We start from the raw sequence: 23,511 nt of genomic DNA, 5'->3' as shown, positions 1-23,511 counted from the left end.
GTTTCTTTATACGACGCGCTCGCGGGGGACCGCACATTCGCGCCAAACCTGACATGGCGTTCGAGGGTGGCAAGGCCCGGCCGGAGGGGGTCCGGGAGGGTCGCAGGTGACAACAGGCCCCGCTTTACTGTTGCTTGGGCTTACATTTACCTATGACCAAAATCGAACGTACATCCCGTAGTTCAACGGTGCACCGGGTATGTCTGGACCGAACCGAACCAGGGGGAACCTTGTCCGACGCCGCGCTCGCCCCGACCGCCTCTCTCGTCCCTTCCACCCCTCTGACCTCCCTCCCGCCCGCACCCCCGACGGCGCCGCTCGCCGCCTACGCGCACCTGCGTCGGGAGGAGCACCTCCTCGTGACCGGCTGGGAGAGACGGTCCCCCGGCGAGGTCGTCCTGGGCGTCAGATGGCCCCGCGGTGCAGGGGGAGTTACCGTACGACCCGCGCGTCCTGGCCCAGACCGTCCGGCAGTGCGGACTGGTCGTCGCGCACGCCGTGCACGAGGTCCCGCTGACCCACCAGACCATGCTCAGCACCCTCGACCTCGCCATAGCCGCCGGCCTGTGCGTCCCCCGCGGCCAGGCCACCGCCCTGGACGTCCACGTCGCCGTCCGGGACGCCGGGGCCGGCCGGCGGACGGCCGGATCTCTCCACATGACCTTTCGGATCCTTGCGGGCGGAACCATCGTGGCCCGCGCCGAGAGCGAGTTCACCTGGATCTCGGAACGGGTGTACGCGCGGGTCCGCGGTCCCCGCCGGGACGTGGCGTGGGGCGGCTGGGAGCTCCCGCCGCCCGTGGACGCCCGGCTGGTCGGCCGGGCGTCGCCGGGGGAGGTGATGCTGGCCGCCGGGGACCGGCCGGACCGCTGGCTGCTGCGCAACGACCCGGGGGACCGGCTGCTCTTCGACCACCCGGTCGACCACGTGCCCGGCCTCGCGCTGCTGGAGGCCGCCGACCAGGCGGCCCGCGCCCTGCGGGCCCCGGCCCCGTTCGAACCCGTCGCGATCGAGGCCTCCTACCGCAGGTACGTCGAGTTCGACCGGCCCTGCTGGATCGCGGCCGCGCCGCTGCCGGAGCCGGGCGCGGTGCGGGTCCTCGGGACGCAGGAGGGGGAGGAGGCCTTCCGCGTCGACTTCCGTACGGGCGGCTGACCGTACGAGCGGCGGCGTCCCGGCCCGTACGCCACGACTCGGCCCTGCGTTCCGCCCCCGTGGTGAAGGGGCCGGTCCGCAGGGCCGGGAGTGTCCGTGCGTTACGGCGCGGCCGTCAGGCTCTCGGCCTCCGCCGGCTCCTCCTTCGTCTCCTTCGGGACCCAGCGCAGCGCCAGGACGCCGAGGGCCAGGCAGAGCAGGCTCGCCACGCCGACCGCCACGTGCAGACCGGTGAGGAAGGCGTCCTCGGCCTCGGCGACGACGGCGGGGGGAGAGGCCCGGCTTGTCCAGCGTCTCGTTGAGCGTGCCCGCGATGTCGGGGCCGAACAGCCGGAAGCAGACCGCCGCCAGCGAGCCGAGCAGCGAGATGCCCAGCGCGTTGCCCAGCTCGTTGCTGGTCTCGGCGAGCGAGGCGGCCGAACCCGGCGCGCTCCGGCGGGACCGCCGCGACGGCGGTGTCGGCGACCAGGCTGAAGGAGAGGCCGTAGCCGACACCGGCGACGATCGTGGAGGCGATGAACGCCGCCACGCCGTGTTCGGTGGTGGTCGCCAGGAGGAGCAGCAGGCCGACGCCCATGAAGAAGTGGGAGGCGATGAGCGCCGACCGGGTGCCGATCCGCTCGGCGATGACGCTCGTCTTGATGCACACGACGGTCAGGACCGCCGCTCCGGGCAGGGCCAGCAGGGCCGCCGCGAGGACGCTGTAGCCGAGGACCGACTGGAGGTAGATGCCGCTCAGGTAGCCGGCGGCGGCCCAGGCGACGAGCGTCAGCAGACCGGTGAGGATGGCCACCGTGAACACCCGGTCCTTGAACAGCCGCAGGTCGAGCAGCGGGTGCTCCAGGTGGAACTGGCGGCGCACGAACCACACCAGGAGGGCGACGCCGACGACACCGGTGACGGCCTGCACGGGGGAGAAGCCCTCCGCCGCGGCCGTCTTGATCGAGTAGACGGCCAGCAGGATGCCGACGGCGGACAGGGCGACGCTGAGGGCGTCCACCCGGCCCGGGTTGGTGGTGCGGACCTCGCGCAGCAGCACCGGCGCGAAGGCGAGGAACAGCACGACGACCGGCAGGTTGATGAGGAAGACCGAGCCCCACTCGAAGCGGCTCAGCAGCAGTCCGCCGATGACCGGTCCGGCCGCGAATCCGGCGGCGAACGTGGCCGCGAAGATGCCGATGGCCTGCGAGCGCTGGCGGGCGTCGTGGAAGAGGTTGCTGATGATGGCGAGGCCGGCGGGCAGCAGGGTGGCGCCGCCGAGGCCCATCAGCGCGCGGCAGGCGATGAGGATCTCCGGGTTCGGCGCGAACGCCGCTCCCGCGGAGCCGATGCCGAAGACGACGGCGCCGGTCAGCAGGAACTTGAGCCGGCCGTAGCGGTCGCCGAGGTTGCCGAAGGCGATGAGCAGGGACGAGACCACGAAGCCGTAGATGTCCAGGATCCACAGTGCCTGATCGGTACTGGGCGTGATCGCGGACGTGATGCTCGGCATCGCGAGGTACAGAACGGAGCCGTCCATCGCGACGAGCGCGACCGGGCCGAGCACGATGACGAGGCCCAGCCAGGCCCGTCGGTCGGCACGCTCCGCGACTAATTCAGGGGAAGTCACGGGGGGCAACCTTTCAGGAGAAGGTGCGAAGAAGTTCCGAACCGCTGCATACGGCGTACGCGAAAGGCCGGCGCGCGTCGTGGGCGAGCGGTGTGCGTACATCGTACGCGAAATCTATGCGTACGTCGTACGCAAGCTGCTGGGTATAATAACGCATGGCCATCAAGACACAAGGCAGGCAAGTGAGTTCACCGAGCCTGTCGCGGGGTGCGATCGTGGCGGCCGCGGTCCGCATCGCCGACGCCGAGGGCATCGCCGCGATCTCGATGCGGCGGCTGGCGACCGAGCTGGACTCGGGCGTCATGTCGCTCTACCGCCACGTGGCGAACAAGGACGCGCTGCTCACCCTGATCACGCAGGCGGCGTGCGACGAGCACCCCTACCCCGAACCCGCGCCGCCGGACTGGCGCGACGCGATGCGGCTCGCCGCCCGGCTCGACTGGGAGGTCTACTGCCGCCACCCCTGGGCCCTGGTGACCTCCAGCTCCGCCCGGCACTTCTCCGACACCTCCTGCCTCGACTGGATGGTGGACGCCCTCGCGGACCTCACCGACGACCCGGACCTGGCCCGGACCTGCTCGATCGCCCTCTGGTCGTACGTGCAGGGGGTGTGCATCCAGCACGTGGCCCAGCAGTTGCTCCCCGGCGGCGACAAGCCCGAGCAGTCCCCGCTGCGGGCCACCGAGGAGGACTTCGAGACGGGCCTGGAGATCTTCCTCGACGGGATGGAGCTCCGCGCGGCCCGCGCCGGCGCCGACCGCGTGGAGCCCTCCGCCGGACGGACCTTCCCGGCCGTCGCGCGGGTCTGACGGACCCCTCGGGGTGTGAAGGCGGGTGTCCGCCCGGGAGTCGCGTCGTTTGTCCTGACATGACGACAACCCAGTCGAACCCCACGATGACCAGGCGCAACGACCGGACGGCCGAGGCTCCTGACCTCGCGCCGCTCGCCTTCGCCGGCTACGCCCACTTCACCGCGATGCAGGTGCGCGACGGCCGGATCCGCGGCCTCGACCTGCACCTCGCGCGCCTGCGGCACGGCTCGCTCGAACTCTTCGGGCGGGCCCTGCCCGACGAGCGGGTACGGGGCTGGCTGCGCGCCGCCCTCGCGGACGCGCCCGCCGACCTCTCGCTGACCGCGACGGTCTACCTGCCGTCCGGCGAGTTCACCGTGGCCGCGCCCGACGAGGAACCCGAGCTCCTGATCCGTACCGCACCCCCCGCCTCCGGCCCCCGGGGCCCGCTCTCGCTCGCGGTGGTCGAGCACGAACGGTTCCTGCCCTCGGTCAAGCACGTCGGCGAACCCGCCAAGACCTACTTCCTGCGCCGGGCCACCGACCAGGGCCACGACGACGTCGCCTTCGTCGACCGCGAGGGCCGGCTCAGCGAGGCGTCGATCTGGAACCTGGCCTTCTGGGACGGCAGCGCCGTCGTGTGGCCGGAGGCCGCGATGCTGGACGGCGTCACCATGGGCATCGTCCGCCGCCGGCTGGACCGCCTCGGCATCGCCCAGCGGATCCGCGAGGTCACCCCCGCCGACCTGCCGGAACTGGCGGGCGCGGCCGTGCTGAACTCGTGGACGCCGGGCGTCGCCGTCCGCCGGATCGGGGCGGTGCCGCTGCCCGGGGCGCCGGAATTCCTGGAGCTGCTGCACCGGGCCTACGAGGCCGAGCCGCTCATCTCCCTGTAGGGGACGCCGCACAGCTCACCGTCGGTCATCGCCCCGCAGGCGTGCGGCGCCGGCCGCCCGTCGGGCCGCCGGCGCGCCGACGGTGACTCGCCGCCGGGGCGGGCGAGGCCGCCGGCCGGGTCGGTCCGCGCACCCGCCGGGTCCCACCACCCGCCCACGGCGTCGACCCGCGCGCCCGCCGGGTCGGTCCGGCCGCGCACCGCGTCCGCCGCCAGCTGGGGCAGCACCAGCCGCCAGAACGGGGTCACCGACTGCGCGGGGCGGGCCCGGGCCGGGTCGCGCTCCAGCCCCTCCACCCCGGCCATCACCGCCGTGATGGCCGCGACCGCGTCGTCCAGGTCCACCCCCGGCGCCAGACTGCCCTGCCGCCGGGCCAGATGGAGCACCCCGCGGACCCAGTCCCGCCAGTGCTGCCACGGACTGGCCCCGCCCTCCCAGCCCGGATCGTGCGCCAGGCCGAAACCCGCCCGCAGCACCAGGTCGCCGGCCACCCGCCGGGCCAGCGCGTGCGAGGTGTCGACGAGCAGCTGCAGCGGTGCCGGATGCCAGGCGGGCACCTGCCCGGTGACGCAGAGCAGGATCTCGGCCGCGGCCGACTGGACCGCCTCGCCGAGGGCCTGCTTGTTCCGGAAATGGAAGTGCAGGGCGCCCTGGCTGACTTGGGCGTGGGAACAGATCTGGCCGATGGAGGATCCCGCGAATCCGCCCCGGTCGAAGACCTCGGCGGCGGAGCGGATCAATTGTCGGCGTGTTTTGGCGGCACGATCCTGCATGACGATGCGCACTCCGGGAGACGAAGGGGAGCGGTGAGCGGAAAAGGGACCCGCGCACGGTCCGCCGGGCACCCGTTCGGGCACCCGGTCGCGGCGGAATCCAGGGCGCACTTCCCGTGCGCCGCTCCACTCTTACCACGTCGGCAAAGGCCTCGCGGCAACGGTCGGCCATACCGGCCCGGGACCTGACAGATAGTCGGCCGATTCTCGGGAAGCCCGTACGGGTGTGCCTAGCATCGAGTGACGGACAGTACGGCTCGGCGCCCTTTCGCGAAGCGGCCCCGAGGCCGTCGGTATTCCCCGCGGAATACCGACGCGCGCCCGCCGGCCGTCCCCTTCCCCATTCCCTCATTTCCTGAAGTCGGCCCAATCACGTGACGCGGAGAACCAGAATGCGACTTGCGCAAGTGGTGGCATCTGTCATGCAGAGCCACGCGGACCGGCCCGCCATCGGCGAGCGCGTCAAGGAACTCGCGACGGACGCCGAGACGGGACGGGTCTCGATCCGGCTGCTGCCCCGCTACGAGACCACCACCTACCGCGAGCTGTGGGCGCGGGTCCGCGCCGTGGCGAGCGAGTGGCACCACCACCCCGACCGGCCGCTGGCCGCCGGCGAGCGGGTCGCCCTGCTCGGCTTCACCAGCCGCGACTACACGACCATCGACCTGGCCTGCATCCACCTCGGCGCCGTCTCGGTCCCGCTGCAGACCAGCTCCGCCCCGGCCCAGTTGCGGGCCATCGTCGCGGAGACCGAGCCGTTCACCGTGGCCGCCAGCCTGGAGCGGCTGCACGTCGCCGTCGACCTGGTGGCCGCGAGCGACGCCGTGCGGCGCCTCGTCGTCTTCGACGTCCACCCCGAGGCCGACGCCCACCGCGAGGCCCTCGCCGCCGCCCGCGAACGCCTGGCCGAGACCCGGCCCGACGTGACCCTGGACGTCCTCGGCGACCTCGTCGAGCGGGGCTCCGCCCTGCCCGAGGCCCCGCTGTTCACGGCGGCCGAGGGCGAGGACCCGCTCGCGATGCTCATCTACACCTCCGGCAGCACCGGCACGCCGAAGGGCGCCATGTACACCGAGCGCCTGGCCGCCGCCATGTGGGGCGGCGCCTGGGCCAAGCTGTTCGACGAGACCTACGCGGTCACCTTCCACTACGCCCCGATGAGCCACGTCGCCGGCCACTCCTCGCTCAAGGCCACCATGGCGCGCGGCGGCACCAGCTACTTCACCGCCAGCAGCGACCTGTCGACCTTCTTCGAGGACGTCGCCCTGGCCCGGCCCACCGAACTCTCCCTGGTGCCCCGCGTGTGCGAGATGCTCCACCAGCGCTTCCGCGGCGACGTCGACCGCCGCGTCGCCGCGGGCGCCGACCGCGCGACCGCCGAGGCCGAGGTGCGCACCCACCTCCGCGAGAACGTCCTGGGCGGCCGGGTCACCTGGGCGAGCAGCAGCTCCGCCCCGCTCTCCGCCGAACTGACCGCCTTCACCGAGTCCCTGCTCGGCCTGGAACTGCACAACGTCTACGGCTCCACCGAGGCCGCCGGCGTCTCCGTCGACGGCGTCCTGCTGCGCCCGCCGGTCCGCGACTACAAGCTGGCCGACGTCCCCGAACTCGGCTACTTCCGCACCGACACGCCCCACCCGCGCGGCGAACTCCTGCTGAAGACCGACGTCATCATCCCCGGCTACTACAAGCAGCCCGAGCTGTCCGCCGAACTCTTCGACGAGGACGGCTACTACCGCACCGGCGACATCGCCGCCGAGCTCGGCCCCGACCGGATCGCCATCGTGGACCGCCGCAAGAGCGTCCTGAAGCTGTCCCAGGGCGAGTTCGTGGCCACCTCCCGCCTGGAGGCCCTCTTCGCCGCCAGTCCGCTCGTGCGGCAGATCTTCGTCTACGGCAACAGCGAGCGCTCCTACCTGCTCGCCGTGGTCGTCCCCACCCCCGAGACGCTCGCCGAACTCGGCGCGGAAAGCCCGGTGCTGAAGCAGCGGATCGGCGAGACGCTCCAGGAGCTCGCCAAGGAGGCCGGGCTCAACTCGTACGAGATACCCCGCGACGTCCTCATCGAGACCGAGCCCTTCAGCCAGGCCAACGGCCTGCTGTCGGACCACCGCAAGCTGCTCTGGCCCCGGCTGGTGGAACGCTACGGCGAGCGCCTCGAAGAGCTCTACGCCGACACCGAGGCCCGCGAGGACGCCGAACTGGCCGACATCCGCGCCGCCGGCGCCGACCGCCCGGTCCTGGAGACCGTGCAGCGCGCCGTCCGGGCCCTCATCTCCGGCTCGCTGGCCGAGGTCGACCCCGCCGCGCACTTCCGCGACCTGGGCGGCGACTCGCTGACCGCGGTGCAGTTCTCCACCCTGCTCCAGGAGACCTTCGGGGTCCGCGTACCGGTCGACCTCCTGATCAGCCCCGCGTACGACCTGCGGCACCTCGCCGAGCACATCGAGGCCCGGCGCGGCGCCGCCGCGGACCGCCCCACCTTCGCCTCCGTGCACGGCGAGGGCAGCACCGAGGTCTTCGCCAAGGACCTCACCCTGGACGCGTTCCTCGACGCCCGCACCCTCGCCGACGCCCGAGCCCTGCCCCGCGCCGAGGGCGAGCCGCGCACCGTGTTCCTCACCGGAGCGAGCGGCTACCTCGGGCGCTTCCTCGTCCTCACCTGGCTGGAGAGGCTGGCCCCCGTCGGCGGACGCCTCATCGCCCTGGTGCGCGGCAAGGACGCCGCCGCGGCCCGGGGCCGCCTCGACGCGGCCTTCGACAGCGGCGACCCCGAGCTCCTGCGCACCTACGGCGAACTGGCCGAGGGGCACCTGGAGGTGGTGGCCGGCGACATGGCCGACCCGCGCCTCGGCCTGGACCAGGAGACCTGGGACCGGCTCGCCGACGAGGTCGACGTCATCGTCCACGCGGGCGCGCTCGTCAACCACGTCCTGCCCTACCCCGAGCTGTTCGAGGCGAACGTCGTCGGCACCGCCGAACTCGTCCAGCTGGCCCTCACCCGCCGGATGAAGCCCTTCACCTACATCTCCAGCGTCGCCGTCGCCACCGCCCGCCCCGGCGAGCCCGCCCTCGACGAGTACACCGACGTCCGCGCCGCCCTGCCGGTGATGGAGGTCGACGGCGGCTACGCGGGCGGCTACGCCACCAGCAAGTGGGCCGGCGAGGTCCTGCTGCGCGAGGCCCACGACCTGTGCGGGCTGCCCGTCACCACCTTCCGCTCCAACATGATCCTGGCGCACAGCAGGTACGGCGGACAGCTCAACGTCCCCGACATGTTCAGCCGCCTGCTGTTCAGCGTGCTCGCCACCGGGATAGCGCCGCGCAGCTTCTACCGCGCGGACGGCGAACGGGCCCACTACGACGGCCTGCCCGTCGACTTCACCGCCGCCGCCGTGGTCGCCCTCGGCGGGCGCGGGGGCGGCCCGACCGCACCCCAGTACCGGACCTTCAGCCTGGTGAACCCCAACGACGACGGCGTCTCCCTCGACCGGATCGTCGACTGGCTCGCGGAGGAGGGGCACCGCATCGAGCGGGTGGACGACCACGCGGACTGGTACGTCCGCTTCGAGGCCGCGATGCGCACCCTCCCCGAGACGCAGCGCGCGTACACGGCGCTGCAGATCCTGCACGGCTTCCGGGAGCCCGAGGAGTCGGTGCCGGGATCGGTCATCCCCTCCGAGCGGTTCCGCGCCGTCGTCCGGGCCGGCCGGGTCGACGGCCACCAGGACATACCCAGCCTCGGCCGGGAGCTCGTCGCGAAGTACGCGAGGGACCTGAAGGGGCTGATGGGAGCCCCGGCCGGGGTAGGCACACGGGCATGACACCTCTGAACCACACGCACAGCGACCTCCTCGCCGGGAAGGTCGTCCTCGTCACCGGAGCGAGCAGCGGCATCGGCGCCGCGGCGGCCCGGGTGTTCTCCCGCGAAGGCGCGACGGTGGTCCTCGCCGCGCGCCGGGAGGACCGCCTGGCCGAACTCACCGGGGACATACGGGCCAAGGGCGCCGAAGCCGGGTACGTCGTCTGCGACGTCACCCGGCCCGGCGACGCGGCCCGGGCCGTCGCCTACGCCGAGACGCGGTACGGGCGCCTCGACGCGGCCTTCAACAACGCGGGCATCGGCGGCGACCGCACCCCGCTGCACCTCATGGGCGACGACGTCTACGACACCGTCATGGACGTCAACGTACGCGGGATCTGGAACTGCCTGCGGCCCGAGATCGCCGCCATGCTCCGGCACGGCGGGGGCGCGATCGTCAACAACAGCAGCGTGGCCGGGCTGGTGGCCATCCCGGCCGCCGCGCCCTACATCGCGGCCAAGCACGCCGTGGTCGGCCTCACCCGGGCGGCGGCGGACGAGTACGCCCAGCAGGGCATCCGGGTCAACGCCGTCGCCCCCGGCACCACCCGCAGCGAGATCACCGAGGACTGGTTCCGGCGCAATCCCGGCCTGGAACGCACGGTCAACTCGATGACCCCGCAGGGCCGTACGGCGGCACCCGAGGAGATCGCCGCCGCGGCGGCCTGGCTCCTCAGCGACCGCTGCCCGTTCCTGACCGGGACGGTGCTGCCGGTGGACGGCGGTTTCGTCAACCAGTAGGGGCGAACCGCCCGGGAGGGACGCGGAGCCGGGGGAACCCCCGCCCCCGGCCCCGCGTCCTCCCCACGGGCCCGTACGAACAGTGTGCGAACGCTTGATAACATACCGAGCCTTTGTCAGCGGAGACTCCGAGGGGGGCGGCCGAGTGGCGCGGCAGGAGCGGGCTATCCGCACGCGTGAGTCCATCCTCGAGTCCATGGCGAGCCTCTTCATCGAGGTCGGCTACGAGGCCGCCACCATCGCGGCGCTCGTCGAGCGGACCGGGCTGACCCGTGGCGCCCTCTACTTCCACTTCCCCACCAAGGAATCGATGGCCCACGGCGTGCTCGCGCGCGCCGTGACCCGCGAAGGCATCCTTCCGCAGACGTACAAACTCCAGGAATGGGTCGACCTGGGACTCCTCCTGGCCCACCGGCTGCCCCGCGAGCCGATGCTCCGCGCCGCCGTCCAGCTCTCCGTGGACCCCAAGGCCCGGACCCTGTTCGGCACCCGCTGGCCGGACTGGATCGACCTGGGCCAGGACCTCCTCGTCGAGGCCAAGGAACGCGGCGAACTCCTCCCGCACGCCGTCCCCGCCGAGATCGCCCGACTGGCCGTCGGCGCCTGGACCGGCGTCCAGCTCGTCACCGAGGCCCTCCCCGAGGACCGCGCCCTCTCCGAGGAGATCGCCCGGCTCTACCAGCTGATCCTCCCCAACATCGCCAGCATCGGCGTCCTCGCCAAACTCGACACCTCCCCCTACCGGGCCGAACGGCTCCTGGACTCCGCCGCGGTGGAGGAGCCGGTGCACTGAGACGGGGCGGTCACCTTCGGGGCCGAGGGCCCCGTCAGGCCGGCGGCGCCCCGTCAGGCCGGCGGCGCCCCGCCCGGCCCGCGCAGCCCCAGGGCCAGCGCGGTGAGCCACGCGCCCGGGGTGTACGGGGCCGGGGGCTGGACCTCCGCGCCGAGGGCTACCAGGGCCAGGGCGAGGCCGTCCTCGCCGAGCGGCAGCGCGAGGAGCTCGTGCAGCTCCCCGGTCAGCTGGGCCACCAGGCCCGGGTCCGTGCCCTCCAGATAGTCGGCGAGCGCGGCCTCGTGGTCGCCGAACTCCTCGGGCATGTCCTGCGAGAACCAGCCGCCCAGCAGCTGCGCCAGCTCGGGGAAGCGGGCCCGCCACTCCCAGGGCGTCCCGGGCGCGGCCGGCGGCGGTGCCTGCCCGGCCTCCAGGGACGCGTCGAGCCGGTCGGCCAGCCCCGTCAGCCAGCCGTGGACCTCCTCGGGGGCCAGCCCCAGGTCGGGCAGCCGGTAGTACTCGCCGAGCCGCAGCCGCAGCCGGCCGGGCGGGTTGTCCGCGTAGGCGCGCAGCTGCCCGGCGGCGACGGCGATGGCCCAGGGACGCGTGCGCCAGGTCTGCCGCAGATAGGCGTCCACGGCCTCGGGCACGTGCGGACCGAGCCCCAGATGGGCCCGGACGACCTGGTCGAGCTCGCCGTACTTCCGGTCGTGTTCGGCGGGGTTCAGGGACACGTAGGCCTCTACAGGTGGACGGGGAAGCTGGCGTGGACGGTGAAGCCGTACGGACCGGCGTCCCCGGGCGGGTCCCGCAGCAGCACGACACGGGCCCCCCGCACGGGGACCGGCGGCTGACCCGTCAGCATCATGCCGAAGGTCAGCACCGTGCCCACCGGCTCGGGGCGCGAGGGCCACGTCGCCTCGACGACCAGGCGCCGCCGGGTGGACTGGGCCAGCCACCGGTGGATGACCTGCTCGTTGAGGGTGACGACCTGCCGCGTCGCCCACTGCTCGGTCTCGCGGTCCGGATAGGTCGCCGCCCGGTCGGCCCGGGCGCGCACGGAGGGCGCGGTCATCTCAGGCACCGCCCCAGCCGCGCAGGGTGGCCCGCTGGGCGGCCGCGTAGTTGGCGTGGCCCGTGGACGCGATGGCGTGCAGCCACGCCTGCGCCGCGCGCAGGTCCGTCATCTGCCGGTCCCAGCGGTCGAGTTCGTCCACGAAGGCCTCCCTCGCCTCGCCCTTCCAGGCGAGGACGACCGGCACCGTACGGTCGTACAGCGCGCTCAGGCGCTCGTCGAGCCTGCGGAGGATGTCCTCCAGATCGCCCGCGATCTCGCGCAGCGCGGCGATGTCGACGGAGATCGAGCCGTCGTCGGTCATGGGTCCCCCTGCCCTTCCTAGAGGTCGCTGATCCTGCTGCGCGGGCCCTCCGGCCCGCCCGCCCCGGCGCCGGGGCCCTCGCCGGACAGGGCGCGCACCTCCGCCGCCGCGTCCACCGAGGAGCTCTCCGCCCGCAGCCGCCGCAGGGTGTCCAGTTCCTGGCGGGTGAAGCCGTCCCGGCTCATCCGCACCGCCTGCTCCAGGACCCCCAGGATCTCCCTGATCCGTACGGCGTCCGCGCCGGCCTCCCGGTGCAGTGTCCGGTACGCCGTCGCCGCCGGGCTGCGCCAGCGGGCCTCGGCCCGGTCGACGAGGGCGTCCATGCGCCGCACCTGGCCGTCGAGGTGCTCCCGCATCGCGTCCAGGTCGTCCGCGAGCCGGGTGAGGTCCCCCTCCGTCACGTCCAGGTCGGGATCGATGGCCACGGCGGTCACTCCTCGGTCTCGGTCAGTGCTCTTGGGCGAAGTGGGTGTGCACCGCGTCGAGCAGGAGGCTCAGCCGCTCGTGCGTCACGGACGGCATCACGGGCGCGAAGGCGGCGTCGAGCGCCTCCGGGGTGCGGAACATGTAGAGGACGCGCTGCAGCTCCCCCGCGAGGGCGGCGATGCGGCCCTGGCAGTCCGGGTGGTCCATGCGGACCAGCTCCCGCGCCTCCGCCCGCGGATCCCGGTCGTACTCCCCGGTGGGGAGCTGCGCGGCGAAGCCGTTGACCAGATCGAACCGGGCCAGCGCCTCCCACTGGGAGAGCGGGAGTTCGTCGAGGCCCGGAGCGGCGCCGAACCAGGGGGCGCGGATCAGCGAGGCCAGGGAGCGCAGGAAGCCGGGGACGGGCTCGTCCCCGGCGGCCCTGGCCAGCCGGGTGCGGAACACGGCCGGCCGGCCCGCGAAGGTCTCGGTGCCGTACTCCTCTGCCAGGCCTTCCAGCAGCGCCGCGACGGCGTCGAGCGGCATGACCCAGGCCAGCGCGTGCGAGTCCTGGGTGAGCCGGGCGAAGCGCTGCAGCTCGTCCTCCAGCGGGTCGGCCCCCGGGTTCCGCGCGAACGCGGCGAGGTCGACGACACGGGCGAGGACACCGCTGGTGAACAGGGCGTCGGTGGGTTCGGTCACCTGAGGCATGCTAGGGGGCCTTCGGATAGGCGGTCATCACGTAGAAGGACTTCGACTCGGGCGAGTAGGCGAGGGCCACGTGAACGGTGTGCACGCCGGTCACCGGCGCGGCGTAGCCCCGAGCCGCGAAGTCCGCCTGGCTGACGGAGGTGCCGATGACGACGGGATTCCCGTAGGCGTCCTTGACCGGGAAGTCCCAGGCCTTGACGGAGTTGGGATCGAAGGTCCTGTCGGCGACCTTCTGCTCCTGCTTGCGCATCCAGGCTTCCAGCTCGGACTTCTTGGCGGGGTCGTTCACCGCCGCGTTGACGTACTCCCGGGCGGACGGCAGGTTGCTGAAGGTCGAGGCGTCGTCGCCGCCCTGGTCGCGCAGTCGGTGGATCAGCTGCTCCGGGCTGAGCCCGACGTGCCTGTCGACCGTGTGGGCCTCCTTGCCCTCGCGCGGCGCCCACGGCGGGTGCGGCTGGAACTCGTTGGTCTCCCACTCCATCGCCGCCAGGTCGACCTGGAAGTGGTTGTTCGGATTCCAGGCCTCCGGGTTGACCGGGTAGATCTTGCGGTCGAACTCGAACAGCGAACGCGCGCCGTACGCCTCCGCCCGTGCCTCCTCCGACTGGAAGGTGGGCGCCGCGCGCCCGGCCTCCTCCAGGGGCGCGATCAGACCCCGCAGCGTGCCGACCTGGGCGCGCAGCTGCGCCTCGTACGCGTCGACCGCCCGGTTGACCGCGGCCGTGTCGATGTTGAGGAGCACCGCGGCGAGCAGCCCCTTCGACAGCTTCTTGAGCCGGTCGAAGAAGTGCTTGAGGGAGCCTCTGAGGTCGGTGACGTCGAGGACGACGAAGGCCTGCTTGAACGCGCGGTGGAGAATGCCGCGCAGGTCGGCCCGGACCCGCTGGGCGGCCTCCGCGTAGAGCCGGGTCACCTCGGCCAGTTGCTCGGCGGTGGTCGACAGGACGCCGAAGACGGGGAGGCTGGTGCCGGGGCCGGTCGGCGGCTTGTGCCCCCACTCGTAGCCGGCCGTGCGCTGTCCCCAGTGCGTGGTGCCCCACAGGGAGGAGACGAACTGGCGCATGGCGGCGTGCCAGTCGGCGTTGTTGTGGTCGGTGATGCCGTCGACGGTGCTGCCGAGCTGCCCCTGGACGGTGCCGATGCTCATCTGGTAGCCGAGCCAGAGCTGGGAGACCTCGTTGACGCGGAGGTAGTTCGGCAGCGGAAGGATCTCCAGGGCGCGCCCGGTGCGCAGGGCCTCCTCGACGACCTTCCGCATGAGGTCGCCGGCGATGCCGCCGTCGAAGACGTCGAGGAAGTCGTCGACCGCGTTGCCGTCCATGACGCCGAAGGGCGGTGGGGGAGAGTACATCGGCTTGAGGAAGAGCACCGTCGGCGGCGGGTGGGGTGTGAAGGGCGGGCTGCCCGGGTGGGTCGCGGCGTCCGCCTGGCCGAAGTTGTTGGCGGTCGTGGTGAAGCCGATGGCGGCTCCGCCGATGGCGAGCACGGCCTTGGCGTGGGTGTCCATCAGGAGGGCGACCACCTTGGCGTACTCGGTGGCGAACTCCGACGCGGCGGAGCCTGAGCCGCCCACGCGGGTGTATCCGGTGTGGGCGGTCAGGAGCTGGACCAGCGCCTTGTGGAACGAGTCCTGCTCGAAGGCGAGGGCGGCGGAGACCTGGTAGAGCTGGAGCGGCTGCACGTCGATGACCCCGGCGGCCGTCCAGGGACTGGTGACCGGGGGCGGCTGCGGCGGCGGCAGCTGCGCGGGCGGGTGCGCCGGAGCCTGCTGCCCGGGCGCGGCCGGCGACGCGTTGGCCTGGGGCGACGGCGTGGCCTGCGGCGCGGGTGCGCCCTGGCCGCCCTGGCCGGGCACGGGGGTCGTCGTCGGCTGGGGCAGCCCGGGGGTGCTCATCGTGCCGCCCCGGCTCCCGCGTATCCGCCCGTGCCCGTTCGCAGCCCCATGAGTCCCCCCAGGTCCTGGAATCCTTCGCGGGAAGCTAGCAGCGGTGGACGTCAAATCCTATATGGGGAAAGGATGTTGGCCGGAACGGATGCGGGCAGGGGTGGCTCCGTACACACCCGCCGCTGGCGCCCGGAGCGGATCTGGGAAAGGCTGGCCCGCATGGTTTTGGCACTGCAGAACGTCGCGATCGACTGTACGGACGCCTACGAACTGGCCCGCTTCTGGAGCAGGGTGACCGGTGGGCCCCTGGATCCGGACGCCCGCCCCGGCGACCGGGAGACCCAGGTGACGCCGGAGAAGGGGCCGGTCCTGTACTTCAACCAGGTGCCCGAGGCCAAGACGGTCAAGAACCGGGTGCACCTCTGCCTGCGCCCGGAGACCTCCCGCGACCCGGAGGTGGAGTGGCTGCTCGGCATCGGCGCCACCCTCGTCGGCGACCACCGCAACCCCGACGGCACCGGCTGGGCGGTCCTGGCCGACCCCGAGGGCAACGAGTTCTGCGTCCTGCGGAGCGACTCCGACCGGGCCACCGCGCCGACCCCCTGAACACCCGCCCCGCTCCCCGCGCGTCGACCGGATGTCCACCGGCGCGCGGCACCCTCGGTGCCGTCGGCGGCCGGCGGTACGAACATCCCGGAGTGACCCCGCGGGAACCGGCGCCGCCGGGCCCTGTCGCCCGGATCACGCCGGGCCCTGCCTAGGCCCCGTCGTCCGCCGTCCCCTCCGCCAGCCGGGCCTCCGCGCGCTCCAGCAAGGTGTCCAGGAGGACCGGGTAGGCGCTGTCGTTCATCCGGTCGGCCAGGAGGTGGGCGGTGGCGGCGATGTGGGGGTGGGTGGTGGCGGGGAGGCGGGCGTAGGTGGTGGACCACATGTCCTCGTCCGCCGCCCGGGCCTCGTCCTTGATGGTCAGCGCGCCCGCGTCCAGGGCGGCGAACGCCAGGGCCAGGTCGATGAAGGCGTGGTAGACGCCCACCGCGTCGGCGTCGGAGAAGCCCGCGCCGCGCAGGATGCCGAGGACCGTCTCGTCCACGGCGATCTCGCGCGGGCGCCCGGTGACCCGGCTGGCGGTCAGCACGGCGGCCTGGGGGTGGGCCAGGTAGGAGGCGTGGACGGCCAGGCCGAGGGCGCGCAGGTCGGCGCGCCAGGCACCCGTGGGCGTCCAGCTGTCCAGGGCGCGCCCCATCAGGACCTCGCCGATCGCACGGGTCAGGTCGTCCAGGCCGGCGAAGTAGCGGTAGAGGGTGCTCGGGTCCGCCCCGAGGGCGCTGCCCAGACGGCGCGCGGTCAGGCCGGAGGCGCCGTGCTCGCGGAGCATCCGGAGCGCGGTCGCCACGATCAGCTCCTCGGAGAGGACCGTGCCCCGGCGCGTCGGGCGCCGGCGGCGGCGTTCCGCCTCCGGGACCACCTTCTTCGGCATCGCGGCCGCCCTTCGTGTCCCGTACCCGCGCGCTTATGCCAACGCCGTAGACCTTAACAGCGGGGCTCGTGTTCCATCCGGGGAGAGCCCCGGCGAGGTCCGCCGGGAGCGTCTACCGTTGACTTGAGGTGTGTGACATGCGCGTACTTCTCGTGGGTGCGGGCGGCGTCGGAACCGCCGTCACCCGGATCGCGGCCCGCCGGGACTTCCTTGCCCACATGGTCGTCGCCGACTACGACCCGGCCCGTGCCGAGGCGGCCGTCGCCGCGCTCCCGGAGCGGGCGGACCGGTTCAGCGCCCGCCGCCTGGACGCCTCCGACGCGGAGGCGGTGCGCCGCGTCCTCGTCGAGGAGCGCTGCGACGTGCTGCTCAACGCCACCGATCCGCGGTTCGTGATGCCGCTCTTCGAGGCGGCGCTCGCCGCCGGCGCGCACTACGTGGACATGGCGATGTCCCTGTCCGTGCCGCACCCCTCCGCGCCGCACGAGGAGTGCGGCGTGAAGCTCGGGGACGAGCAGTTCGCCCGGGCCGGGGAGTGGGAGCGGGCCGGCCGCCTCGCGCTCGTCGGCATGGGCGTCGAGCCGGGCCTCTCGGACGTCTTCGCCCGGTACGCCGCCGACGAGCTCTTCGACGGGATCGACGAGATCGGCGTCCGCGACGGCGCGAACCTCACCGTCGAGGGCCACGACTTCGCGCCCTCCTTCAGCATCTGGACCACCATCGAGGAGTGCCTCAACCCGCCCGTCGTGTACGAGAAGGGCCGCGGCTGGTTCACCACGGCGCCGTTCAGCGAGCCCGAGGTCTTCGACTTCCCCGAGGGCATCGGGCCGGTCGAGTGCGTCAACGTCGAGCACGAGGAGGTGCTGCTGATCCCGCGCTGGGTCGACGCCCGGCGCGTCACCTTCAAGTACGGCCTCGGCGACGACTTCATCACCAAGCTGAAGACCCTGCACGAGCTGGGCCTCGACGCCACGGCCAAGGTCACCGTCCCCGGCGCGGACGGGCCGGTCGAGGTCTCCCCGCGCGACGTCGTCGCCGCGTGCCTGCCCGACCCGGCCACGCTGGGCGACCGCATGAAGGGCAAGACCTGCGCGGGCACCTGGGTCAAGGGCACCAGGGACGGCGCCGCGCGGGAGGTGTACCTGTATCACGTGGTCGACAACGAGTGGTCGATGCGCGAGTACGGTTCCCAGGCCGTCGTCTGGCAGACGGCCGTCAACCCGGTGATCGCGCTCGAACTCCTCGCGAGCGGTGCGTGGAAGGGCAGCGGCGTGCTGGGCCCCGAGGCACTGCCGCCGCGGCCCTTCCTCGACCTGCTCACCGCGTACGGGACTCCGTGGGGGCTGCGTGAGGAGCCCGCTCGTTCCTGACGGTCTTCTGGACCTTCTGGATCCAGTGCGCGTAGGCGGGCGCGCTCGTGTAGAGGCCCGGCCCCTCCGAGCACGGCACCCCGGAGGCGCCGGGGCCCGAGGTCACGCCGATGAGCTCCCAGCGCCCGTCCCGGCCCCTCTGGACCTGCGGGCCGCCGGAGTCGCCGAAGCAGGCCATCGCCTTCGGCACGCGGCTGATCGTGCACAGCCGGGTCCGGTCCGCGTAGCCCGGAGCGCACTCGGAGGCGGCGCCCCTGCGGGTGTCCAGCTCCTGGAGCCGGTCCGGGAACGCGAACTCGGTGTCGACGGTGGTGCCGAAGCCCATGATCCGGGTCGGGGTGCCCGGCCCGCCCGGCCGGTGCGCGATCCGGACGGGCTGCTCGGTGACCGGGCGGTCGAGCCGGATCAGGGCGATGTCGTCCTTGTTGGCGGCCCTGCCGTCGCCGTTGACGTAACCGGGGTGGTTGAAGGTGCGGTCGATCTTCCGGACGGTGCCGCCGGACGTGCGGTGGTCGCCGCCGATCCGGACGATGCCCTCCAGTTCGAGGCCGTCGCCCTTCAGGCAGTGGGCCGCCGTCAGCACCCACTGCCGGTCGATCAGCGAACCGCCGCAGTTGCCGTCGTGGAGGCCGTGCTCGGGGGCCGACTCGGGGATCGACACCATGAACGGGTAACTCTGCGTGGAGTCCTTTCCGTTGACGATCGCCGAGGCGCTTCCGGCCATCAGGGTGGCGCAGGTGGCGGCGGCGAGGACACCGGCGGCGGCGATGCGTGCGGTGCGGCGGTGCGGGGGCTTCAGGCTGAACAAGGAGGGATCCTTCGCTCGGGAGTGCGTCGTACGCGTTCAGCCTGCCGGTACGCGATCTTCCGGCCCATCCGGGCAGCGGGCCGGTGGCCGGTGGGGCCGGCCCCCGGTCCGCGTGTCGGGTCTTCCCGTGCACGCCGCGCGGTTCACGCCATCCAGAAGAAGACCGCCGTCATGCGCTTGTCCTCCAGCGTGCTGCCCCAGTAGCCGGTGGCGCTGTGGATCGTGTGCGCGGTGTAGAGCAGCAGCCGGTTGTAGCGGTGCGGGACGGCGATGTCCTCGGTGAAGGAGTCCGGCGGTACGAACCGGGCGCCGAGGGCCTGGGCCAGGTTGTCGTGGGGCGCGGCCACCGTGTTGCCGCCGAGGACGCCGCCGGGCAGGTTCTGGCGGTAGAAGCTGGTTCCGCAGGACCGGGGCGCGTCCGGGTTGAGGTAGAGGACGGCGGCGTAACGGCACATGCTGCGGGAGTCGGTGTGCGGGCGCGGCTCGCACTCGCCCTCGCCGACGACCTGGACGCAGTTGTGGTTGAACGTTCCGCCGGCGGCACCGTCGAGCGCCCAGATCCGCTCGGCGCCGGTCGCCTTCACGACCAGCCGCTCGACATGGGCGAGTTCGCCCGCTTCGAGGGCCGGCATGGTCCGCAGTCCCGGCCAGCTCTCGGGCCGGTGCGGATAGCCCTCGGTCCAGTCGGTCCTGGCCAGACTGCGTGCCCGCACGGCGTCCGGATCGGGCAGGACGTCGTCCAGGATCCAGTAGTCGCGGCCGAGGGTGGGCTTGCGGTAGGGGAGGACCGGGAGCGCCGGAGTCCCCGGGGCGTGCGGGGCGCGGCGTCGGGGGTGCGGGGGGCGTGGGGGCATGCGGCCGAGACTAGGGACGGGCTCGCCATCGCCGGGCCGCGGATCGGTCAATCTTCGGTCAATCCCCGGCCCGCCCAGGGGCCCGCCCGGCGCCCCCGCGCCAACGGGCCTCGAAGGCCTCGGCCCGGTCGGACTCCGCCGAGGACATCCCGTCCCGGGTCCCCACGTGGCGGGGCTCCCGGGAGGGGCTCACGACGCGTCGGTCGCGGTGCCGGAGGAGGCGGCGGCGGGGGCCGTCCTCCTCCTGCGGTAGGCCACCAGCCCGCCCGCCGCGAGGAGCAGGGCGGCCACGGCGGACACCCCGAGGGCCGTGTGCTCGGCGAAGAGGCGGCCCAGTACCTCGAGGACGCCGAGTCCCGCGGTCGCGTAGATCAGCGCCCAGGCCGCTCCGCCCAGGAACAGGGCGGGGAGGTAGCGCGGCAGCGGCATGCGCATGCTGCCCGCGAGGAAGTTGGCGGCGGTCTGGAAGCCGACGGTCAGGAAGGAGACGGCCACCACCGGGGCGCCCCAGCGCTGGATCGCCCGCTCGGCGCGCTGGAACCTCGCCGAGGAGATGCGCCCGGCGAACCTGCTGCGGCGGGCGCCGGCCCCGGCCAGCCAGCCGACGGCGAAGGTCCCTCCGGCGCGCAGCAGGACGATGACGTAGAGGGCTCCGGCCGTGAGCGCGATCTTATCCACGGCACCTCGCCCCGGAAACGGCCTCGCCCGTCACGGGCACGGGCGTCCCGCCCCGCCGGCAGCACGACGCGCAAGCCCGGTCACCGTTTCTCACCTGCGCCCTGCCTTCGCCCGTTCCGTCCGCTGGGTCCCTGCCTGGGGCACCGGAACCCGCCCCGGCGCGCGGGTCCGCACGCCAGGGAAGGCTAGCCTAACCGAAGGGGCATACGCCGAGTACGGGGCGGGTGGGACGGGCGGGGGAGGCCTCGGCCGCGGCCCTAGACTGGGGGGCCTTCGGGCGTACGCGGAAGGGGAGAGCGACGGTGGCGGCAGACGCGGGCGGTTTCACGGACCCTCCTGCCGAGGTGCTGGCCGAGGCGGCCGCCGCCTTCGGACTGCTGTCCTCGCCCTCGCGGCTGCACATCGTCTGGGCGCTCGCCCAGGGCGAGAGCGACGTGACCGGGCTCGCGGAGCGGGTGGGCGGCGCGCTGCCCGCGGTCAGCCAGCACCTGACCAAACTGAAGCTGGCGGGCCTGGTGCGGGCCCGGCGCGAGGGACGGCGGCAGGTCTACTTCGTCGACGACCCGGAGGTCGTGACCGTGGTCCGCGTGATGGTCGGCCAGCTCACCGCCCGTACCGACCGGACCCCCACGCTCGTACGACGCAGCGGACACGGTGCCTGAGTCGGCTGCTCCCGGCCCCCTCGCCCCCGGCACCGGCGGCAGCCGCGCGCCCGGACGGGAGCGACCGGAGCCGCTCACCGCGCTCCAGGTGCTGCGGGAGCTCGACACCGGACCGCGCGGCCTGACGGACGCCGAGGCCGAGCGGCGGCTCGTCCGGTACGGGGAGAACGCGCTGCCCGCCCGGCGGCCGCCGTCCTGGTCGCGGCGGCTCCTGCGCAGCCTGCGCGACCCGTTCACCGCGGTCCTGCTCTGCCTGGGACTGGTCTCGGTGGCCGTCGCCGCCTGGGGGACCGGGAGCGTGATCCTCCTCCTCGTCGCGGTCAGCTGTCTGCTCCGCTCCTCGGGCGAGCACCGGGCCGACCGCGCCACGGCGGCGCTGCGCGCGTCGGTGGCCACCACCGCGACCGTCCTGCGCCGCCCGGGCCCCGGCGGACCCGAGGCCCGGCCCCGGGAGGTCCCGGCCACCGAGCTCGTGCCCGGCGACGTGGTCCGGCTGGGGCCCGGGGACCTGGTCCCCGCGGACGTACGGCTGCTGCGGTCCCGCGGCCTGCGGCTGCACGAGGCCGCGCTCACCGGCGAGTCGGCGCCCGTCGACAAGTACCCCGTGGACGAGCAGCCGGTGGACGAGCGCTCCGTGGACGAGGGCCTCGCAGACGAACATCCCCTCGGCGCGCCCGACGGCCCGGGGGCCGGACCCTTCGCCCAGCCCCACACCTGCTTCCTCGGCAGCAGCGTGGCGTACGGCAGCGCGACCGCGGTGGTCGTCGCCACCGGAGCCCGCACCCGCCTCGCCGCCGCCCACGCGGCGCCCGGAGGACGCCGGGACAGCGCCTTCGACCAGGCCGTCCACGGCATCTCCTGGACTCTGATCCGCTTCATGCTGCTGACCCCGCCGCTCGTCCTCATGGCCGGCGCCGCCCTGCACGGACGGGGACTGGAGACGCTCCCGTTCGCCGTCGCCGTGGCGGTCGGACTGACCCCCGAGATGCTTCCCGTCGTCGTCACCACCGTCCTCGCCCGCGGGGCCGCGCGCCTCGCCCACGAGCACCGGGTGATCGTCCGGCGCCTGCCCGCGCTCCACGACCTCGGCGCCGTCGACGTCCTCTGCCTGGACAAGACCGGCACCCTGACCCAGGACCGGCCCGCCGTCGTCCGCGCCGTCGACGCGCACGGCCGGGACGACCCCGAGGTGCTGCACTGGGCCGCCGTCAACGCCTGGTGGACGCTCCAGCTCGCGGAGCTCCCCACCCCCGACGCGCTCGACGAGGCGCTCCTGGAGGAGGCGGTCCCCGACGGGCCCGACGACCCCGACGGGGTCGCCGCGCTGCCCTTCGACCCGGTACGCCGCCTGGCCACCGCCGTCGTGCGCCGGCCCGGCCGGCTCGGCACCCACACCCTGGTGGTGAAGGGCGCGGCGGAGACCGTACTGGAGCGGTGTGCCCTGGACGCGGCCGAGCGGGACCGGCTGCTCGCCCTCGCCGCGCGGGAGGCCGGCACGGGCGCCCGCCTCCTCGCCGTCGCCCTCGCCGAACGGCCGGCCCGCCTCCGCGACCACACCCCGGCCGACGAGCGCGGCCTCTCCTTCCTCGGGTTCGTCGTGCTGCGCGACGCCCTCGCCCCCACCGCCGCGGCGGCCCTCGGCAGCCTCGCCGACCGCGGGGTCGCCGTCCGGATCCTGACCGGCGACCACCCGGGCACCGCCGCCCACACCTGCCGCGAACTCGGCCTCGACCCCGGCCGGGTGCTCACCGCCGAGGACCTGGACCGCCTGGACGACGCCGAACTGGCCGCCGCCGCCCGGCACACCACCGTCTTCGCGCGCTGCGCCCCCGAGCACAAGGCCCGCGTCGTCACCGCCCTCCGCGCGGCCGGGCACGTCACCGGGTTCCTCGGCGACGGCGTCAACGACGTGCCCGCCCTCCGCGCCGCCGACGTCGGCCTCTGCCCCAAGGGCGCCGTCGCCGTCGTCAGGGACACCGCGGACCTCGTCCTGGCCGAGAAGGACCTGGCGGCGGTCGACCATGCCGTCGCCGCCGGCCGGAACGCCGGCGGGAACATCGCCGCCCATCTGCACGTCACCCTGTCGTCGAACCTCGGCAACGTCATCGCCATGCTGGCCGCCGCGCTCCTGCTGCCCTTCCTGCCGATGCTCCCCGCACAGGTCCTCGTGCAGAACCTGTGCTCCGACGCCGCCCAGCTGGCCTTCGCCCACGACCGCCCGGCCCCGGCCGCCCTGCGCACCCCCACCCGGCTGCGGCACCGCGGGTTCCTGCGCTTCATCACCGGCTTCGGGCTGCTCAACGCCGTCGCCGACGTGGCCACGTTCGGCGTGCTCCTCGTCGCCACGCGGTCCTCGGCCGACACCCAGGGGGCCTTCCACGCCGGCTGGTTCACCGAGAACCTGCTCACCCAGGCACTGGTGATGCTCCTGCTGCGCGGCGCCCGCCGCTACGGGACCGCGCCCGGCCCCGTCCGGTACGCGGCGGCGGCCCTCGCCGTGACCGGCGTCCTGCTGCCCCTGTCCCCGCTCGGACCCCTGCTCGCCATGACCCCCCCGCCCCCGCCGTACTACCTCCTCCTCGCCGCCGTCCTCGCGCTCTACGCGGTGGCGCTGCGCGCCGCCCGGTCCCGCTACGACCGGCGGTGCGCCGCCTCCGCGGCGGCGGTCACGGGGACGCCGTAG

General features: G+C 73.7%; 21 protein-coding genes and 1 pseudogene. 10 read left to right on the top strand and 12 right to left on the bottom strand.

The window, feature by feature from the left end:
- The first annotated feature begins 420 nt into the window (after positions 1 to 420).
- Positions 421 to 1,155, top strand: a complete 735-nt coding sequence (locus ABD981_RS09905; RefSeq protein WP_345528774.1) for a ScbA/BarX family gamma-butyrolactone biosynthesis protein — start codon at positions 421 to 423, stop codon at positions 1,153 to 1,155.
- A 101-nt stretch (positions 1,156 to 1,256) separates the two neighbouring features.
- Here the strand turns inward: ABD981_RS09905 and ABD981_RS09900 are convergent.
- A pseudogene (locus ABD981_RS09900) lies at positions 1,257 to 2,674 on the bottom strand (MFS transporter).
- 272 nt (positions 2,675 to 2,946) lie between these two features.
- On the opposite strand from ABD981_RS09900, the gene ABD981_RS09895 reads away from it, so the two are divergent.
- Both ABD981_RS09895 and ABD981_RS09890 read left to right on the top strand, forming a co-directional pair.
- Entirely contained in the window at positions 2,947 to 3,573 is a 627-nt protein-coding gene (locus ABD981_RS09895) for a TetR/AcrR family transcriptional regulator (RefSeq protein WP_165590914.1), read from the top strand.
- 86 nt (positions 3,574 to 3,659) lie between these two features.
- Positions 3,660 to 4,451, top strand: a complete 792-nt coding sequence (locus ABD981_RS09890; RefSeq protein WP_240495147.1) for an aminotransferase class IV family protein — start codon at positions 3,660 to 3,662, stop codon at positions 4,449 to 4,451.
- Here the strand turns inward: ABD981_RS09890 and ABD981_RS09885 are convergent.
- Positions 4,421 to 5,224: a ScbR family autoregulator-binding transcription factor gene (locus tag ABD981_RS09885; RefSeq protein ID WP_046906715.1), complete on the bottom strand. Its 804-nt coding sequence runs from the start codon at positions 5,222 to 5,224 to the stop codon at positions 4,421 to 4,423. The two genes, ABD981_RS09890 and ABD981_RS09885, sit on opposite strands and share 31 nt — an antisense overlap.
- Positions 5,225 to 5,646: 422 nt before the next feature.
- Between ABD981_RS09885 and car the strand changes: the two genes are divergently transcribed.
- The 3 genes from car to ABD981_RS09870 all read left to right on the top strand — a co-directional run bounded on the left by car (position 5,647) and on the right by ABD981_RS09870 (position 10,620).
- Entirely contained in the window at positions 5,647 to 9,048 is a 3,402-nt protein-coding gene (car, locus tag ABD981_RS09880; protein ID WP_046906714.1) for a carboxylic acid reductase, read from the top strand.
- Positions 9,045 to 9,827, top strand: a complete 783-nt coding sequence (locus ABD981_RS09875) for a glucose 1-dehydrogenase (RefSeq protein WP_046906713.1) — start codon at positions 9,045 to 9,047, stop codon at positions 9,825 to 9,827. The genes car and ABD981_RS09875 overlap by 4 nt, the downstream gene beginning before the upstream one ends.
- A 145-nt stretch (positions 9,828 to 9,972) precedes the next feature.
- Positions 9,973 to 10,620, top strand: a complete 648-nt coding sequence (locus tag ABD981_RS09870; protein WP_046906712.1) for a ScbR family autoregulator-binding transcription factor — start codon at positions 9,973 to 9,975, stop codon at positions 10,618 to 10,620.
- Positions 10,621 to 10,673: 53 nt separating this feature from the next.
- On the opposite strand, the gene ABD981_RS09865 is transcribed toward ABD981_RS09870, so the two are convergent.
- The 6 genes from ABD981_RS09865 to ABD981_RS09840 are packed head-to-tail and all read right to left on the bottom strand — an operon-like array spanning position 10,674 to position 14,988.
- Complete coding sequence (locus ABD981_RS09865) at positions 10,674 to 11,333, bottom strand: contact-dependent growth inhibition system immunity protein (RefSeq protein ID WP_046906711.1); 660 nt, start codon at positions 11,331 to 11,333, stop codon at positions 10,674 to 10,676.
- Positions 11,334 to 11,341: 8 nt separating this feature from the next.
- On the bottom strand, positions 11,342 to 11,674 hold the full coding sequence (locus ABD981_RS09860; protein WP_046906710.1) for an RNase A-like domain-containing protein: 333 nt from the start codon (positions 11,672 to 11,674) through the stop codon (positions 11,342 to 11,344).
- 1 nt (position 11,675) lies between these two features.
- Positions 11,676 to 11,978 (bottom strand): WXG100 family type VII secretion target, encoded by a 303-nt coding sequence (locus ABD981_RS09855; RefSeq protein ID WP_046906709.1) that lies wholly within the window; start codon positions 11,976 to 11,978, stop codon positions 11,676 to 11,678.
- Between the two features lie 17 nt (positions 11,979 to 11,995).
- On the bottom strand, positions 11,996 to 12,403 hold the full coding sequence (locus ABD981_RS09850; protein WP_276205562.1) for a WXG100 family type VII secretion target: 408 nt from the start codon (positions 12,401 to 12,403) through the stop codon (positions 11,996 to 11,998).
- A 22-nt stretch (positions 12,404 to 12,425) separates the two neighbouring features.
- Positions 12,426 to 13,085, bottom strand: coding sequence for a hypothetical protein (locus ABD981_RS09845; RefSeq protein ID WP_131723844.1), 660 nt, complete (start codon positions 13,083 to 13,085; stop codon positions 12,426 to 12,428).
- 10 nt (positions 13,086 to 13,095) lie between these two features.
- The gene (locus ABD981_RS09840; RefSeq protein WP_046906707.1) at positions 13,096 to 14,988 is read right to left on the bottom strand and encodes an RNase A-like domain-containing protein; all 1,893 of its coding nucleotides are present in this window, start codon (positions 14,986 to 14,988) and stop codon (positions 13,096 to 13,098) included.
- Between the two features lie 210 nt (positions 14,989 to 15,198).
- Here ABD981_RS09840 and ABD981_RS09835 point away from each other — a divergent pair, with 210 nt between their 5' ends.
- Entirely contained in the window at positions 15,199 to 15,585 is a 387-nt protein-coding gene (locus ABD981_RS09835; RefSeq protein WP_046906706.1) for a VOC family protein, read from the top strand.
- 151 nt (positions 15,586 to 15,736) lie between these two features.
- Here the strand turns inward: ABD981_RS09835 and ABD981_RS09830 are convergent, their stop codons facing one another.
- The gene (locus tag ABD981_RS09830) at positions 15,737 to 16,456 is read right to left on the bottom strand and encodes a TetR/AcrR family transcriptional regulator (RefSeq protein WP_046906705.1); all 720 of its coding nucleotides are present in this window, start codon (positions 16,454 to 16,456) and stop codon (positions 15,737 to 15,739) included.
- 137 nt (positions 16,457 to 16,593) lie between these two features.
- Between ABD981_RS09830 and ABD981_RS09825 the strand changes: the two genes are divergently transcribed.
- A complete protein-coding gene (locus ABD981_RS09825; protein WP_046906704.1) occupies positions 16,594 to 17,826 on the top strand; it encodes a saccharopine dehydrogenase family protein in 1,233 nt (410 codons plus the stop codon).
- On the opposite strand, the gene ABD981_RS09820 is transcribed toward ABD981_RS09825, so the two are convergent.
- The 3 genes from ABD981_RS09820 to ABD981_RS09810 all read right to left on the bottom strand — a co-directional run bounded on the left by ABD981_RS09820 (position 17,774) and on the right by ABD981_RS09810 (position 20,166).
- The gene (locus tag ABD981_RS09820; RefSeq protein WP_046906703.1) at positions 17,774 to 18,634 is read right to left on the bottom strand and encodes a S1 family peptidase; all 861 of its coding nucleotides are present in this window, start codon (positions 18,632 to 18,634) and stop codon (positions 17,774 to 17,776) included. The genes ABD981_RS09825 and ABD981_RS09820 overlap by 53 nt on opposite strands.
- A 143-nt stretch (positions 18,635 to 18,777) precedes the next feature.
- Positions 18,778 to 19,488, bottom strand: coding sequence for a DUF6445 family protein (locus tag ABD981_RS09815; RefSeq protein WP_046906702.1), 711 nt, complete (start codon positions 19,486 to 19,488; stop codon positions 18,778 to 18,780).
- Positions 19,489 to 19,677: 189 nt separating this feature from the next.
- Complete coding sequence (locus ABD981_RS09810; protein WP_046906701.1) at positions 19,678 to 20,166, bottom strand: DedA family protein; 489 nt, start codon at positions 20,164 to 20,166, stop codon at positions 19,678 to 19,680.
- Positions 20,167 to 20,468: 302 nt separating this feature from the next.
- Between ABD981_RS09810 and ABD981_RS09805 the strand changes: the two genes are divergently transcribed.
- Together ABD981_RS09805 and mgtA are read left to right on the top strand one after the other, a co-directional pair.
- Positions 20,469 to 20,828, top strand: a complete 360-nt coding sequence (locus ABD981_RS09805) for an ArsR/SmtB family transcription factor (RefSeq protein WP_046906700.1) — start codon at positions 20,469 to 20,471, stop codon at positions 20,826 to 20,828.
- Positions 20,821 to 23,511, top strand: a complete 2,691-nt coding sequence (gene mgtA / locus ABD981_RS09800) for a magnesium-translocating P-type ATPase (RefSeq protein ID WP_046906699.1) — start codon at positions 20,821 to 20,823, stop codon at positions 23,509 to 23,511. The genes ABD981_RS09805 and mgtA overlap by 8 nt, the downstream gene beginning before the upstream one ends.

Source organism: Streptomyces showdoensis (assembly GCF_039535475.1).
Classification (GTDB): domain Bacteria; phylum Actinomycetota; class Actinomycetes; order Streptomycetales; family Streptomycetaceae; genus Streptomyces; species Streptomyces showdoensis.
The sequence above is the reverse complement of the archived record's forward strand: the minus strand, read 5'-3'. Positions and strand labels throughout refer to the sequence as shown.

Coding starts and splice junctions, on each gene's coding strand:
- ABD981_RS09885 (WP_046906715.1), bottom strand. CDS start 5,224: ATGCAGGATCGTGCCGCCAAAACACGCCGACAATTGATCCGCTCCGCC.
- ABD981_RS09875 (WP_046906713.1), top strand. CDS start 9,045: ATGACACCTCTGAACCACACGCACAGCGACCTCCTCGCCGGGAAGGTC.
- ABD981_RS09825 (WP_046906704.1), top strand. CDS start 16,594: ATGCGCGTACTTCTCGTGGGTGCGGGCGGCGTCGGAACCGCCGTCACC.
- car (WP_046906714.1), top strand. CDS start 5,647: ATGCAGAGCCACGCGGACCGGCCCGCCATCGGCGAGCGCGTCAAGGAA.
- ABD981_RS09835 (WP_046906706.1), top strand. CDS start 15,199: ATGGTTTTGGCACTGCAGAACGTCGCGATCGACTGTACGGACGCCTAC.
- ABD981_RS09890 (WP_240495147.1), top strand. CDS start 3,660: ATGACCAGGCGCAACGACCGGACGGCCGAGGCTCCTGACCTCGCGCCG.
- ABD981_RS09860 (WP_046906710.1), bottom strand. CDS start 11,674: ATGACCGCGCCCTCCGTGCGCGCCCGGGCCGACCGGGCGGCGACCTAT.
- ABD981_RS09815 (WP_046906702.1), bottom strand. CDS start 19,488: ATGCCCCCACGCCCCCCGCACCCCCGACGCCGCGCCCCGCACGCCCCG.
- ABD981_RS09855 (WP_046906709.1), bottom strand. CDS start 11,978: ATGACCGACGACGGCTCGATCTCCGTCGACATCGCCGCGCTGCGCGAG.
- ABD981_RS09830 (WP_046906705.1), bottom strand. CDS start 16,456: ATGCCGAAGAAGGTGGTCCCGGAGGCGGAACGCCGCCGCCGGCGCCCG.
- ABD981_RS09840 (WP_046906707.1), bottom strand. CDS start 14,988: ATGAGCACCCCCGGGCTGCCCCAGCCGACGACGACCCCCGTGCCCGGC.